This window comes from Streptomyces sp. NPDC060209, from assembly GCF_042728155.1.
In the GTDB taxonomy this organism is placed as follows: Bacteria; Actinomycetota; Actinomycetes; order Streptomycetales; family Streptomycetaceae; genus Streptomyces.
Genome location: NZ_JBHWZS010000216.1, coordinates 1 through 14,541, shown reverse-complemented (window position 1 = coordinate 14,541; position 14,541 = coordinate 1). Strand labels below are relative to the sequence as shown.

At 72.2% G+C, this 14,541-nt stretch carries 13 protein-coding genes; 8 read left to right on the top strand and 5 right to left on the bottom strand.

The features are described 5' to 3' along the window. Positions 1-17: 17 nt before the first annotated feature. Both ACFWFI_RS30945 and ACFWFI_RS30940 read right to left on the bottom strand, forming a co-directional pair. A complete protein-coding gene (locus ACFWFI_RS30945) occupies positions 18-2,345 on the bottom strand; it encodes a helix-hairpin-helix domain-containing protein (protein WP_387396561.1) in 2,328 nt (775 codons plus the stop codon). Further along, a complete protein-coding gene (locus ACFWFI_RS30940; protein WP_387396558.1) occupies positions 2,342-3,325 on the bottom strand; it encodes an aldo/keto reductase in 984 nt (327 codons plus the stop codon). Before ACFWFI_RS30940 ends, ACFWFI_RS30945 begins: the two co-directional genes overlap by 4 nt. A gap of 142 nt (positions 3,326-3,467) precedes the next feature. Between ACFWFI_RS30940 and ACFWFI_RS30935 the strand changes: the two genes are divergently transcribed. After that, on the top strand, positions 3,468-4,520 hold the full coding sequence (locus ACFWFI_RS30935; protein ID WP_387396555.1) for an LLM class F420-dependent oxidoreductase: 1,053 nt from the start codon (positions 3,468-3,470) through the stop codon (positions 4,518-4,520). 241 nt (positions 4,521-4,761) lie between these two features. Then, a complete protein-coding gene (locus ACFWFI_RS30930) occupies positions 4,762-5,550 on the top strand; it encodes a ferritin-like domain-containing protein (RefSeq protein WP_387396552.1) in 789 nt (262 codons plus the stop codon). Positions 5,551-5,564: 14 nt separating this feature from the next. Here ACFWFI_RS30930 and corA read toward each other — a convergent pair whose 3' ends face one another. Further along, a complete protein-coding gene (gene corA, locus ACFWFI_RS30925; protein WP_387396550.1) occupies positions 5,565-6,551 on the bottom strand; it encodes a magnesium/cobalt transporter CorA in 987 nt (328 codons plus the stop codon). A gap of 52 nt (positions 6,552-6,603) precedes the next feature. Here corA and ACFWFI_RS30920 point away from each other — a divergent pair, with 52 nt between their 5' ends. The 4 genes from ACFWFI_RS30920 to mshC all read left to right on the top strand — a co-directional run bounded on the left by ACFWFI_RS30920 (position 6,604) and on the right by mshC (position 10,285). Then, entirely contained in the window at positions 6,604-7,314 is a 711-nt protein-coding gene (locus tag ACFWFI_RS30920) for a histidine phosphatase family protein (protein WP_387396548.1), read from the top strand. Between the two features lie 106 nt (positions 7,315-7,420). Beyond that, on the top strand, positions 7,421-8,011 hold the full coding sequence (locus ACFWFI_RS30915; RefSeq protein WP_387396545.1) for a DUF3090 domain-containing protein: 591 nt from the start codon (positions 7,421-7,423) through the stop codon (positions 8,009-8,011). Further along, entirely contained in the window at positions 7,975-8,835 is an 861-nt protein-coding gene (locus ACFWFI_RS30910) for an SCO1664 family protein (protein ID WP_387396543.1), read from the top strand. The genes ACFWFI_RS30915 and ACFWFI_RS30910 overlap by 37 nt, the downstream gene beginning before the upstream one ends. A gap of 220 nt (positions 8,836-9,055) precedes the next feature. Then, positions 9,056-10,285 (top strand): cysteine--1-D-myo-inosityl 2-amino-2-deoxy-alpha-D-glucopyranoside ligase, encoded by a 1,230-nt coding sequence (gene mshC, locus ACFWFI_RS30905; RefSeq protein ID WP_387396541.1) that lies wholly within the window; start codon positions 9,056-9,058, stop codon positions 10,283-10,285. 89 nt (positions 10,286-10,374) lie between these two features. On the opposite strand, the gene ACFWFI_RS30900 is transcribed toward mshC, so the two are convergent. Beyond that, a complete protein-coding gene (locus tag ACFWFI_RS30900; RefSeq protein ID WP_387396539.1) occupies positions 10,375-11,409 on the bottom strand; it encodes a PAC2 family protein in 1,035 nt (344 codons plus the stop codon). A gap of 230 nt (positions 11,410-11,639) precedes the next feature. Between ACFWFI_RS30900 and ACFWFI_RS30895 the strand changes: the two genes are divergently transcribed. Further along, positions 11,640-12,968 (top strand): L-fuconate dehydratase, encoded by a 1,329-nt coding sequence (locus tag ACFWFI_RS30895; protein WP_387396536.1) that lies wholly within the window; start codon positions 11,640-11,642, stop codon positions 12,966-12,968. After that, positions 12,968-13,756, top strand: coding sequence for an SDR family NAD(P)-dependent oxidoreductase (locus ACFWFI_RS30890; RefSeq protein WP_387396533.1), 789 nt, complete (start codon positions 12,968-12,970; stop codon positions 13,754-13,756). The genes ACFWFI_RS30895 and ACFWFI_RS30890 overlap by 1 nt, the downstream gene beginning before the upstream one ends. Here the strand turns inward: ACFWFI_RS30890 and ACFWFI_RS30885 are convergent. Then, positions 13,745-14,416: a FadR/GntR family transcriptional regulator gene (locus ACFWFI_RS30885; protein WP_387396532.1), complete on the bottom strand. Its 672-nt coding sequence runs from the start codon at positions 14,414-14,416 to the stop codon at positions 13,745-13,747. The two genes, ACFWFI_RS30890 and ACFWFI_RS30885, sit on opposite strands and share 12 nt — an antisense overlap. Positions 14,417-14,541: the final 125 nt, after the last annotated feature.

Here is a 14,541-nt window from a genome sequence, read left to right as displayed (position 1 = left end):
GACCGGGGCTGATGGCGCTAGGAGGCGTCCGGAGTGGGCAGCGCCTCCAGGAGGGGGCCCAGCCGGGTCGTCCGCTCCTGGGCGGGGACCTCGGCCACCGCGCGCGGCAGGGCCTGGTCCACGCCGTGCACCACGGACAGGTGCCGCTCCCCACGGCTGAACGCCGTGTACACCCAGGGCCTGCTGAGGCCCTGCGCGGCGTCGCCGGGCAGGACGACGACAGCCGCGGGCCAGCGCATCCCGGCCGCCTGATGGGCGCTGAGCGCCCAGCTGTGGCGCACGGAGGCCTCCACCCGGTCCTGCGGTACGACGACGGGTGTTCCCGCGCAGTCCAGGTGGAGGCCCTCGGCGTCGGCCGAGACGACCGAGCCGGGTACCGCCCTGCCGGGTGCGGGGACGTGGACCACGCGGTCGCCGGGGTCGAAGCCGCCGAACCGGCCCGGCCCCGGATTGAGCCGCTGCTTCAGCGCCGCGTTGAGCGCCGTCGTGCCCGCCGAGCCGCCGTGCCCGACCGTGATCACCTGCGTGTCGGAGGAGGGTACGCCGATGACGCGCGGCACCGAATCGGCCACCAGCTGCACCGTGCGGTGGACGGCCTCACCCGCGTCGCGGACGGGCACGATCACCACTTCCCTGCCGGGTGCCTCGACCTGGGCGAGCTCGCCGATGCCGATGCCGGAGACCAGCTCGCCGATCGGTCCCGGGTCGGGGGTGCGCGAGACCACGTGCGGGCAGGCACGCGACGCGATCACGTCGGCGAACACCCGGCCCGCACCGGCCGATCCGAGCACTCCCGGGTCACCGCTGAGGATCAGCCGCGTCCCGTCGGCGAGGGACTCCACCAGCATCGCGGCCGTCTCCACGTCGAGCTGCGGGGCGTCCAGCACGACCAGCACGTCGACGGCGAACGCGCCGTCCGCGTCCCGGCCGGGCCCGTCCTCGCCGGAGAGCAGGGCGGAGAGCGTGACGGCGGACCTCGGATCACCGACGGCGGCCGCCAGCCTGCGCTGCCCGTCGGGGCTGTGGGCGGTGCCCAGGGCCCGCAGACCGAGGCCGTGCGCGGCGGCGATGAGGGCGGCGGGTTCGGCCCGGGCGCTCTCCCCGCCGCTGTGGGCGACCAGCCCCGCGGTCGAGGCCGCCCGGATCAGCTCGCCCGCCGAAGCGGACGGGGCCGCTGCTGCGGCCTCCGTCCAGTCGGTGCCCTTCTCGCAGGAGTTGACCAGCCGGGCCAGGCCGTCGGCGAGGCTCTCCTCGGCCAGGGCGTAACGGTCGAGGCCGAGCAGGACCCGCACCGGCTCCTCGTCGCTCCGCGTCCCGTCCTCGGACGCCTCCTCGTCCTCGCCCGTCTCCTCCGGCTCCGTGGCGTCGACGCCGTCCTGGAAGACCAGCACCACGCCCTCGGCGACGGCGTGCTGGACGGCCTCCGCGGGATCGGTCACCGCGAAACCGCCCAGCGCCGTCCGCACCTCGTCGGCGTCCAGCGCGGTGTGGCCCCGGAGCGCGGCGCGCTCCAGCAGCCAGCCCACCAGGGCCGCCGTGCGCCGCTCGTCGTCGGGGCCGCACTCCGCGCCCAGCAGCGCCCGTGCGAAGCCGTCCGCCTGCTCGGGCCGGACACCGGGCAGGGACAGCAGCTGCCACGGGTCCTCCCGGAGGACACCGGCGGCACCTTCACCGAGCGTTGCCGCAGCGGGGCGTGCCAGGGCCTCGGGAGCCCCTCCTTCGGCGAGCACCGCCGCGACCGAGGCCGCGGCCTCGGGAGAGGCGGTCCGCGGGGCCGGCGCCTCGGAGGCCCGGGAGGCGGGCGAGGCCGGGGTGGGGGCGACCGCCCGGCGGGGGGCGGGCGCCGACGCGGGGGAGTCGAAGAAGGCGGTGCCCGGCTTCTCGCCGCTCTCCACAGCGCGTACCGCCGCGAGCAGATCAGCGGCCGGGCCGCTCAGCTTCGTACCGGCCGCGACGGGCCCTTCCTTCTCTGCCTTGCGCTGTTCGATCCGCTTGCGCAGCTCGCGCTGTGCGGCCAGCTCCGCCTCGGCCTCCGACAGCGCGGGCGCGGCGGGGGCCCCAGGAGCGTCGCGCTGTGCGGCCAGCTCCGCCTCGGCCTCCGACAGCGCGGGCGCGGCGGGGGCCCCAGGAGCCTGCTCCGTGCTCTCGGCGTCGTCGTCCGCGCTCGCGGTGCCGTCGGCCGCGACTTCGGCGCTTCCCGCGTCGTCGTCCGCCCCCTCCGCGCTCCCCGCGCCACCCTCGTCGGGCGTGCCGGGCGTGTCGGCGGCCTGGGTACCGGCGTCCTCGCCGGCCTCGTGGTCCTCGGCCGCGGGGTCCGGGGCTTCTCCCCGGGGATGCGCAGTCACAGCGTGCTCCAGTCCTGGTCCGGATAGCGGTGCACGGGCGCCGACACATCGTCGAGCGCCTGGCAGATCTCGTCAGGAAGACTAAGCGCCTCCACTGACAACGCCTGGGTCAGCTGCTGCGCGTTGCGCGCCCCGACGACCGGAGCCACCACCCCGGGCCGGTCCCGCACCCAGGCGAGCGCGACCTGGAGGGGCGTCGTGGAGAGGCCGTCGGCAGCCGTGGCGACCGCGTCCACGATCCGGCTCGCCGCCTCGTCGAGATACGGCTCGACGAACGGAGCCAGCTGATCGGAGGCGCCACGCGAGCCGGACGGCGTGCCGGTGCGGTACTTGCCGGTCAGCACACCGCGTCCCAGCGGGGACGACGGCAGCAGTCCCACCCCGAGGTCCAGCGCCGCCGGAAGCACCTCCCGCTCGACGCCCCGTTGCAGCAGCGAGTACTCCATCTGCGTGCTCGCCAGCCGGGTGCGCACCCCGGGCGCGGCGAGCTGCCAGGTGGCCGCCTTGGCCAGCTGCCAGCCGCTGAAGTTGGACACCCCGGCGTACCGGACGCGCCCCGACGACACGGCCAGGTCAAGCGCCTGCAGGGTCTCGTCCAGCGGCGTCACGGGATCGAAGGCGTGGATCTGCCACAGGTCGACGTAGTCCGTCCCGAGCCGCCTGAGGGACGCGTCGAGCGCGGCGAGCAGATGCCCGCGCGATCCGTCGAAGCGGCGGTAGGGATCCGGCACGCTGCCCGCCTTGGTCGCGATGACCAGATCCTGCCGGGGCACCAGGCTGTCCAGGAGACGGCCCAGCAGGTATTCGGCCTCCCCGCCGCCGTACACGTCGGCGGTGTCGACGAGGGTGCCGCCCGCGTCCCAGAAAACTTTGAGCTGGTCGGCGGCGTCGTGTTCGTCGGTGTCCCGGCCCCAGGTGAGGGTGCCCAGCCCGATCCGGGACACGCGAAGGCCGGTACGGCCGAGATGCCTCTGCTCCATGGGCGCTGAGATTACTGGCCAAGGCCCCACGGGGTGGAGGCCTGTGGACAACCGCCGCCCCGGGCGAGCCTGCCGGATTCCGGCGCCCCGCGCTAGAGTCCCGGGCACAGGAACGTTACTGATCAGTAGAGGGAGCGTGGGTATGCGGCTCGGCATCAATCTCGGTTACTGGGGTGCGGGGATGGACGGCGACAACCTCGCCGTCGCCCAGGAGGCCGACCGCCTCGGCTACGACGTCTGCTGGGCGGCCGAGGCGTACGGATCCGACGTACCGACGGTGCTCGCCTGGGTCGCGGCCCGGACCGAGTCCATCGACGTGGGTTCCGCGATCATGCAGATCCCGGCCCGGCAGCCCGCCATGACGGCCATGACCGCGGCCACCCTCGACTCGCTCTCCGGCGGCCGCTTCCGCCTCGGCCTCGGCGTCTCGGGCCCGCAGGTCTCCGAGGGCTGGTACGGCGTCAAGTTCGACAAGCCGCTGGCCCGCACCCGCGAGTACGTCGAGATCGTGCGCAGGGCGATGTCCCGCGAGCGGCTGTCCTACGAGGGCGAGCACTGGACGCTGCCGCTGCCCGACGGCCCCGGCAAGCCCATCAAGCTGACCGTCCACCCGCAGCGCGAGCACATCCCGCTCTACATCGCCGCGATCGGCCCGAAGAACCTTGAGCAGACCGGCGAGATCGCCGACGGCGCCCTGCTGATCTTCCCCTCCGCCGACCACCTGGAGGAGACCGCGGTGAAGCATCTGCGGGCCGGGCGCGAGAAGGCCGGGAAGACGATGGAGGGCTTCGACGTCTGTCCCACCCTGCCGCTGGCGATCGGCGACGACATCAACGGCCTCGCCGACATGTTCCGCCCCTACACCGCGCTCTACGTCGGCGGCATGGGCAGCCGCAAGCAGAACTTCTACAACCAGCTCGCCCAGCGCATGGGGTACGAGAAGGAAGCCGCCGAGATCCAGGACAAGTACCTGGCCGGTGACAAGGCCGGCGCGGCGGCCGCAGTGCCGCACCAGCTGATCGACCAGACCACGCTGCTCGGCTCGGTGGACCGGATCGCCGACCGGATGCAGGCGTACGCGGCGGCGGGCGTCACGACGCTGACCCTCGCCCCGGCGGGCTTCACGCTCGACGAGCGGCTCGCGGCCCTGCGCGCCGGCACCGACGCCCTGGAGCGCTCCGGCCTCGCCGCCTAGAAACCGGGCTCAGCGCTACGGCCGTGGTGGGGGCTCGGGGGTCCTCCCCGCCACGGCCGTCACAGGGAGCAACGCGCGGCGGGGCTCCCGGGTTACGCCCCGTACCTCTCCCGGGACGCCCGGGCAGGTCCCGCAGCCGTACGGCGCCCGTTCGGCCCTGCCGGGCCCCGCTCGTGTTGCCTACCGACGCGTACCGAATTTGACTGTTCCCCTGCGGACACCGGTGCGAAAGGTGGCAGTGATGCTCTCGGCAAAGAGTCTGTTCCAGGAGATCCTCGACGACGACCGGTCCTTCCGGCTGTTCTGCTCGATCGCCGCCGGCGGGGAGTCGCAGGGCGGCTGGGAGAACGGGCGCATCGCCGCACTCGTACCGCCGGGACTGCGCGAGCTGGCGCCCAAGGTCGCCCGCCACGGTGCCGACGAGGACAAGCACGGCCGGATCTTCAACGCCCTGCTGAAGCAGCGCGGACTCCAGCCCGTGGCGGTGCCGTACGAGACCGACTACACCCTCCTGCTGGAGCGCCGGGGCATCGGCCTCGCCCATGACCGGCTCAGCCGTGAGGACCCGCTCACCGAGCGGGACATCATCGTCTACCTCGCCCACAGCAGGGTCACCGAGCAGCGGGCGTCCGAACAGATGCGGCTCCTGCTCAAGCACTTCGCCGGGCACCCCGTCCTCGGCCGCGCCGTGAAGATGATCTCGCGGGACGAGGACAACCACCTCGCGTACTGCCACGAGGAACTCCTCCGCTTCGCCCGGGCGGGACACGGCCGGACGATCCAGTCCGTCCTGCGGGAGTGCGCCCACGCCGAGATCCGGGTGTACCGCGACGTCAGCCTCGCCGTGATGAGCCACATGGGCGGAGTGCTGCGCTGGCCGCGCGCCAAGGCCGCCGCGCTGGCCGCGGGCATCCACGCGATGTACGCCTACGAGCGGCTGGTGGGCTGGCGGCGCATGGTGAGCCTGCAACAGCCCGCCCTGCGTGACGCGCTGGGCGGCCCGGCCGTATCCGAGACCGAGTACGCCTGAGACGTGCGCCGGCCCTACATCCAGCCGCGGCGCTTGAACAGGCGGTACAGCCCGGCGACCGCGAAGCCCATCAGCACGATCACCGTCGGGTAGGTCCACGCCCAGTCGAGCTCCGGCATGTGGCGGAAGTTCATGCCGTAGATGCCGGCCACCATGGTCGGTACGGCGGCCATGGCGGCCCACGCCGAGATCTTCCGCATGTCGTCGTTCTGCCGCACGCCCACCTGCGCCAGATGCGCCGACAGAATGTCCGAGAGCAGCCGGTCGAGCCCCTCCACATGCTCGACGGCACGCGTCAGATGGTCGTTCACGTCCCGGAAGAACGGCTGCGACTCGGTGTCGACGAACGGCACGCCCGCACTCGACAGCCGTGCCATCGGTGCGCTCAGCGGGTTGGTCGCCCGGCGGAACTCGAGCACCTGCCGCTTGAAGGTGTAGATGCTCGCCGCCGTGTTCTTGGAGTCCCCGGAGGCGGTCGGGGCGAAGACCTGGGCCTCCAGCCCCTCCAGGTCGATCTGGAGCTCGGCCGCGACCTCGATGTAGTGGTCCACCACCGCGTCGCTGACCGCGTACAGCACCGCTGTGGGCCCGTGTTTCAGGACGTCCGGCTCGGCCTCCAGGCGGCTCCGTACCGCCGCGAGGGGCGCGCCCTCGCCGTGCCGCACCGTCACCACGAACGAGTCCCCTATGAACAGCATCAGCTCACCGGCGCTCACGGTGTCGCTCTCCTGCTCGTAGACCACCGGCTTGATCACGACGAACAGCGAGTCGTCGTAGATCTCCAGCTTGGGCCGCTGATGGGCGCGCAGGGCGTCCTCCACCGCCAGCGGGTGCAGCGCGAACTCGCTGCTGACCAGGTCGAACTCCTTCTCCGTCGGCTCGTGCAGCCCGATCCAGACGAAGGCGTCCCCGGTGGCACGTGCCTCGTCGAGGGCATCGGAGAAGTCGGCGGGACCTTCGGTCCGACGCCCGTCCCGGTAAATTCCACAGTCGACGATCACCCGCGCATTCTTCCCTGCCGCGATGCGTTCACGCACCTCTACGCTGGCAGGTATGCCCACGCTCATCCTTGTACGCCACGGACGCTCGACCGCCAACACCTCCGGAGTGCTCGCGGGCCGGACCCCTGGCGTCTCCCTCGACGAACGCGGAGCCGAACAGGCCGCCGCGCTGCCCGGCCGGCTGTCGGCCCTCACCTTCGCGGCGGCCGTCAGCAGCCCGTTGCAGCGCTGCCGCGAGACGCTCCAGCCACTGCTCGACGCCCGCCCCGGCCTCGCGCTGCACACCGAGGACCGGATCAGTGAGTGCGACTACGGCGACTGGTCGGGGCGCAAACTCGCCGAGCTCGCCGACGAACCGCTGATGAGGGTCGTCCAGCAGCACCCATCGGCAGCCGCCTTCCCCGGCGGTGAGTCCATGCGGGCCATGCAGGCCCGGGCCGTCGAAGCCGTGCGGGACTGGAACGCCCGGATCGAGGCCGAGCACGGAGAGGACGCCACATATGTGATGTGCTCGCACGGCGACATCATCAAGGCCCTCGTCGCCGACGCGCTCGGCATGCATCTCGACCTCTTCCAGCGCATCCAGGCCGACCCGTGCTCCGTCACCGCGATCCGCTACACCCGGCTGCGACCGTTCCTCCTCCGTCTCGGCGACACCGGCGACTTCGCGTCCCTCGCGCCGCGCGAACAGGCCGTGGGGGCCGACGCGGCGGGGGACACGGCAACGGATGCGGCCGTCGGGGGCGGCGCTGGGGCACCGTGATCGCTCCGCGCAGTAGGGTGGACGCGCCGTAGAGGCCTTGCGGGACATCCCGCAGGGCCCCGGGGCCGCCCCCCATCCGCCATCACATTCTCAAGGGAGACAGGACGTGTCCCGTCAGGTGTTCCTCTACGACCCGCCGGACCGTTTCGTGGCCGGTACGGTCGGGCTGCCTGGCCGCCGTACGTTTTTCCTGCAGGCGACCTCGCAGGGACGGGTCACGAGTGTGGCCCTGGAGAAGACCCAGGTCGCCGCGTTGGCCGAACGGATCGACGAACTCCTCGACGAGGTCGTCCGGCGGACCGGCGGCAACTCACCGGTGCCCGCCGTGGCACCCATGGACGTCACCGACACCGCGCCGCTCGACGCCCCCGTCGAGGAGGAGTTCAGGGTCGGGACCATGGCGCTCGCCTGGGACGGCGAGGAGCAGCGCATGATCGTCGAGGCGCAGGCTCTCGTCGAACTGGACGCCGACTCCGAGGACGATCTCGCGGAGGCCGAGGAAAGGCTTCTGCAGGACGAGGAGAACGGCCCGCCGATGCTGCGCGTCCGGCTGAGCGGAGCCCAGGCCCGGGCCTTCGCCAAACGCGCGCTCGACGTCGTGAACGCCGGCCGCCCGCCCTGCCCGCTGTGCAGCCTGCCCCTCGATCCGGAAGGACACGTATGCCCGCGCCAGAACGGATACCGTCGCGGGGCCTGACGGAGGCCGGGCTGCGCACCCTGCTCGCCGAGGGGGAGCTCAAGGTCCTCGGCCAGGTCCGGGGCGCGTCGAACGCGGTGCTGTACTGCACGATCGCCTACGACGGCGAGGAACGTCCCTGCGTCTACAAACCGGTCGCCGGTGAGCAGCCGCTGTGGGACTTCCCCGACGGCACCCTCGCCCAGCGCGAGGTCGCGGCGTACGAGATCTCCGAAGCCACCGGCTGGGGGCTCGTGCCGCCCACGGTGCTGCGGGAGGGCCCCTACGGCGAGGGGATGTGCCAGCTGTGGATCGAGGCGGAAGCCGACGACGAGGCCGGTGGCAGCTCCGCAGACGGGCTGCCGCCCCTGCTCGCGCTCGTCGAGGACGAGGAGCCGGGAGACGGCTGGAAGGCCGTCGGCTTCGCCGAGGTGGGAGAGGGGAAGACGGCCCTGCTGGTGCACGCCGACGATCCCCGGCTGCGCCGCCTCGCGGTTCTGGACGCGGTGATCAACAACGGTGACCGCAAGGGCGGGCACCTGCTGCCCGCACCCGGCGGGCGGCTGTACGGCATCGACCACGGCGTCACCTTCAACGCGGACGACAAACTGCGGACGCTGCTCTGGGGCTGGGCGGGCGAGCCGCTGACGGCGGAGGCCGCCGAGGTGCTCGACCGGCTGTCCGCCGGCCTGGAACCGGGCGCGGAGCTCGCCACCCGGTTGGGGGAACTGATCACGACGGCGGAACTCGACGCCCTGCGCGGCCGGGTGGACAGCCTCCGCACGTCCGGCCGGCACCCACAGCCGAGCGGCGACTGGCCACCGATCCCGTGGCCGCCCGTGTGACGTTCACGGCCCGCCTCCGGCCCCCGCAAGCCTGTCCGGCCGCAGCCGGCGCCCTCTCCGCCTCACGGCCGGGCGCCGGGTGAGTCCTGGGCCCGGGGGCGGCGCCCCGGTTCGGGAAGGCGTGTGTAGGGGAAAACCACCGCGTGCGCAAGACCGCCTCTTCGGCCACGATCTGCCATCCGGTTCGTATCCGGAAGCATCGTCCGGTTACGCTCATGACATGCATGCCTGGCCCGCTTCTGAGGTCCCCGCCCTGCCTGGCAAGGGCCGCGACCTTCGGATCCACGACACCGCGACCGGCGGACGGATCACCCTTGACCCCGGTCCCGTCGCCCGCATATACGTCTGCGGCATCACGCCGTACGACGCGACCCACATGGGTCATGCGGCGACCTACAACGCGTTCGACCTCGTTCAGCGCGTGTGGCTCGACACCAAGCGGCAGGTTCACTACGTCCAGAACGTGACCGACGTGGATGATCCGCTGCTGGAGCGGGCCGTGCGCGACGGCGAGGACTGGACCGAGCTCGCGGAGCGCGAGACGGCTCTCTTCCGGGAGGACATGACCGCCCTGCGCATGCTTCCCCCGAAGCACTACATCGGTGCGGTCGAGGCGATACCCGGCATCGTCCCGCTCGTTGAACGCCTCCGGGACGCGGGCGCCGCCTACGAACTCGACGGCGACGTGTACTTCTCCGTCGAGTGCGACCCGCACTTCGGCGAGGTCTCGGGCCTCGACGCCGAGGCCATGCGGCTGCTCTCCGCCGAGCGCGGCGGAGACCCCGAGCGTCCCGGCAAGAAGAACCCGCTCGACCCGATGCTCTGGATGGCCGCCCGTGAGGGCGAGCCGAGCTGGGACGGCGGCTCCCTCGGCCGCGGCAGGCCCGGCTGGCACATCGAGTGCGTCGCCATCGCACTGGACCACCTCGGCATGAGCTTCGACGTCCAGGGAGGCGGCTCCGACCTCGCCTTCCCGCACCACGAGATGGGCGCCTCGCACGCGCAGGTGCTGACCGGCGAGCACCCGTTCGCCCGCGCCTACGTGCACGCCGGCATGGTCGCGCTGAACGGCGAGAAGATGTCCAAATCCAAGGGCAACCTCGTCTTCGTGTCGGCACTGCGCCGGGACGACGTGGACCCCGCCGCGATCAGGCTCGCCCTGCTCTCGCACCACTACAGGTCGGACTGGGAGTGGACCGACCAGGTCCTCGCCGACGCCGTCGAGCGTCTCGCCCGGTGGCGTGCCGCCGTCTCCCGGCCCGACGGACTCTCCGCCGACACCCTGGTCGAGGAGGTGCGGGAGGCCCTGGCCGACGACCTGGACGCCCCGGCCGCACTCGCCGCCGTGGACCGCTGGGCCGCGCGGCAGAACGCCGGAGGCGGCACGGACGAGGGCGCACCCGGTCTCGTCTCGCGCACCGTCGACGCCCTGCTGGGCGTCGCGCTGTAACCCGTACCCGCAGAGACACAGCAGAACGGCCCCGGACTTCGCGAGAGATCGACGAAGTCCGGGGCCGCTGTGCGCCTGGAGGCGGCCGGTCAGTCGTCCGAGGCGTCCTCGTCCGGCCCGGCGGACGGCGGGTCCTCGGGCGTGGTGTCACCGTCGGTGTCCTTCGGCCGGCCCTTCTCCGGACGCTGCGGCTTCGGAGGCCGCGTACGGCCGCTCGAGGTGTCCCGCAGGTAGGCGTCACCGCTCTCCGTGGCATGACCGCCGGGCGCCTGGCCGGGACCGCCGACGTCCCTGCGGCGCAGGTACCGCTCGAACTCGCGGGCGATCGCCTCGCCGGACGCCTCCGGCAGCTCGGCGGTGTCCCGCGCCTCCTCCAGCGTCTGCACGTACTCCGCGACCTCGCTGTCCTCGGCGGCCAGCTGATCGACCCCGAGCTGCCAGGCCCGGGCGTCCTCGGGCAGCTCGCCCAGCGGGATCCGGAGCCCGAGCAGATCCTCGAGACGGTTCAGGAGCGCCAGCGTCGCCTTCGGGTTCGGCGGCTGCGACACGTAGTGCGGCACCGCCGCCCACAGGCTCACCGCGGGCACCCCCGCATGCGTGCAGGCCTCCTGGAGGATGCCCACGATGCCGGTCGGACCCTCGTAACGGGTCTCCTCCAGATCCATGGTCCTCGCGAGGTCCGGGTCCGAGGTGACCCCGCTGACGGGCACCGGCCTGGTGTGCGGGGTGTCGCCGAGCAGCGCACCCAGGATGACGACCATCTCGACGCCCAGCTCATGGGCGAAGCCCAGGATCTCGTTGCAGTACGAACGCCAGCGCATGGAGGGTTCGATGCCACGGATCAGCACCAGGTCACGGGGTTTCTCGCCGCCGACCCGGACCACGGAGAGTCTCGTGGTGGGCCAGGTGATCTTGCGTGTCCCCCCGTCCAGCCACACCGTGGGCCGATTGACCTGGAAGTCGTAGTAGTCCTCGGCGTCGAGCGCCGCGAAGACCTCGCCCTTCCACTCCCGGTCGAGATGCGCGACCGCTGTGGAGGCGGCGTCACCGGCGTCGTTCCAGCCCTCGAACGCGGCCACCATGACCGGGTCGACCAGCTCGGGTACCCCCTCGAGCTCGATCACCCAGGCCTCCTTCCGAAGTTCCCTTGTGTACGGACCAACCTTACGGCTTCCGCCCTGTTCCGTTGCAGCCCGTTTGCGTGCGGAGGTGAAGCGTGCCAGCGCTTGATTCATCCGAGCTGTACCGATCGAAACTGATCAAACTTCGGTGCGACCCTGGACTGGGAAGCCTTCTGAGGGCTATACATCGGATGACCAAGTAGAGATCCGATGTTATTCCCCTGGGGGCGCACATGAGTCTGACCGTCGTGGATTTCGAGGTCGACGACATCCGGTTTCCCACCTCGGAACAGCTGGACGGCTCGGACGCCATGAACCCCGACCCCGACTACTCCGCCGCCTACGTGGTCCTGCGCACGGACGGCACGGAAGGGGCGGGCGAGGAGGGGCACGGCTTCTGCTTCACCATCGGCCGCGGCAACGATGTCATGGCCGCGGCCATCGAGGCGCTCCGCCCCTACGTGGTGGGACGCCCCGCCCCGCGCACGGCCGCGGACCTCGCCGTCCTGTACCGCACGCTCACGCACGACTCCCAGCTGCGCTGGCTGGGCCCCGAGAAGGGCGTGATGCACATGGCGGCCGGAGCCGTCGTCAACGCGGCCTGGGACCTCGCGGCGAGACTGGCGGGGAAGCCCGTATGGCAGTTCCTCGCGGAGATGACCCCGGAGGAGCTCGTCTCCCTCGTCGACTTCCGCTACCTCACGGACGCCCTCACCCCGCGGGAGGCGCTCGACATCCTCCGCGCCGCGGAGCCGGGCCGCGCCGAGCGCACCGAGCGGCTGCTCGCCGAGGGCTACCCCGCCTACACCACCTCGCCCGGCTGGCTGGGATACGACGACGACAAGCTCGTGCGCCTGGCGCAGGAGGCCGTCGCGGACGGTTTCACCCAGATCAAGCTGAAGGTCGGCGCCGATCTGGACGACGACATCCGCAGACTCGCGCTCACCCGACAGGCCGTCGGTCCCGGCATCCGGATCGCCGTCGACGCCAACCAGCGCTGGGACGTGGCCGGTGCGGTGGAGTGGATGAACGCGCTCGCCCCCTACGACCCGTACTGGATCGAGGAACCGACCAGCCCCGACGACGTGCTCGGTCACGCCGCGGTGCGCGCCGGGCAGCCCGTCAAGGTGGCCACCGGCGAACACATCGCCAACCGGGTCGTCTTCAAGCAGCTGCTCCAGGCCGGCGCGGTCGACTTCGTCCAGATCGACGCCGCACGCGTCGCGGGCGTCAACGAGAACCTCGCGGTCCTGCTGCTCGCCGCCAAGTACGGCGTCCCGGTCTGCCCCCACGCCGGCGGCGTCGGACTGTGCGAACTGGTCCAGCACCTCTCGATGTTCGACTACGTCGCGGTCTCCGGCAGCTGGGAGGACCGCGTCATCGAGTACGTCGACCATCTCCACGAGCACTTCACCGACCCGGCCGTGGTCGAGGACGGCCGCTACGTCACCCCCCGGGAACCGGGCTTCTCGGCCCGGATGCTTCCCGCCTCGATCGCCGGACACCGCTACCCGCAGGGCCCCGTATGGCAGGCCCGCCGCACACCCGAGGAGACCGACTGATGACCGGTACGCAGGATTTCGACGGGCTGTCCGCCCTGGTGACGGGCGGCGCATCCGGCATCGGGGCCGCCGTGGCGACCCTGCTGCTCGCCCGCGGGGCACGTGTAGCGGTGCTCGACCTCGATCCGGAGGGCGCTCCCGAGGGGGCGCTCGCCCTCGAGGCCGACGTGACCGATGACGGCGCCGTGCGGAACGCGGTCGAGCGGGCCGCCGCGGAGCTGGGCGGCCTGCACACGCTGGTCTCCAACGCGGGGATCGGCTCGATCGGCACCGTCGAGGACAACACGGACGCGGAATGGGCCCGCGTACTGGACATCAATGTGCTCGGAATGGTCCGCACCGCCCGCCACGCGCTGCCCCATCTGCGCCGCGCCGCCGCCGGGCGGCCCGGGGCCGTGTCGATCACCCAGACCTGCTCCATCGCGGCCACCGCCGGCCTGCCGCAGCGCGCGCTCTACAGCGCGAGCAAGGGTGCCGTGCTCTCCCTCACCCTCGCGATGGCCGCCGACCACGTCCGCGAGGGGATCAGGGTCAACTGCGTCAACCCCGGCACCGCGGACACCCCCTGGATCGGCCGGCTGCTCGGGCAGGCCGAGGACCCGGCCGCGGAGCGTGCCGCGCTCGACGCCCGGCAGCCGCTGGGACGGCTGGTGTCCGCCGACGAGGTGGCCGCCGCCGTCGCCTACCTGGCGAGCCCGGCAGCCGCTTCCGTCACCGGCACCGCGCTCGCCGTCGACGGAGGGATGCAGGGCCTCCGGCTGCGCCCGGCCGCACCCTCACAGAGTTGAACGCAGCCACTGCTCCACGCTCGCCACGTGCACCGTCGCCCAGGACCGGGCCGCCTCGGCGTCCCGGTCCCGCAGCGCGGCAAGGATCGCCCGGTGCTCGTGCAGGGTGCGGCTGACCGCGTCCTCCTGGGTCAGCCCGCGCCACACCCTGGCCCGGGTGGTCGGGCCCGACAGGCCGTCCAGCAGGGAGCACAGCACCGAATTGCCGGAGGACCGGACGATGCCGCGGTGGAACTCCAGATCGCCGGCGACCAGCGCCTCGATGGAGGGATCGGGGCCGAGGGCGTCCAACTGGGCGCTCAGCGCGTCCAGTTGTTCCTCCTCGATGCGCAGCGCCGCCATCGCCGTGGCCGCCGGCTCCAGGATCCGGCGGACTGCGAAGAACTCCAGCACCGTGTCGTCGCGGTGGAAGTCCACCACGAAGCTGAGCGCCTCCAGGAGCAGCTGCGGATCCAGGCTGGTGACGTACGTGCCGTCGCCCTGACGGACGTCGAGGATCCGGATCAGCGACAGTGCGCGCACCGCCTCACGCAGCGAGTTGCGTGACAGTCCCAGCTCGGCCGCGAGTTCGCTCTCCTTGGGGAGCCGGTCTCCCGGGGCCAGCGCACCTGAGACGATCATTCCCTTGATTTTCTCGATCGCTTCGTCGGTGACGGCCATGTGGGGCCTCCTCGCGCACAAGACATCCGATGTATGTCTTTCATTATGCGGTCATGGACGGGGGCGGAGGCCCACGGGGCTGCGAAAGGTCCGGAAACGGGGCGGGCCGCAGGGGCGACGGCCCC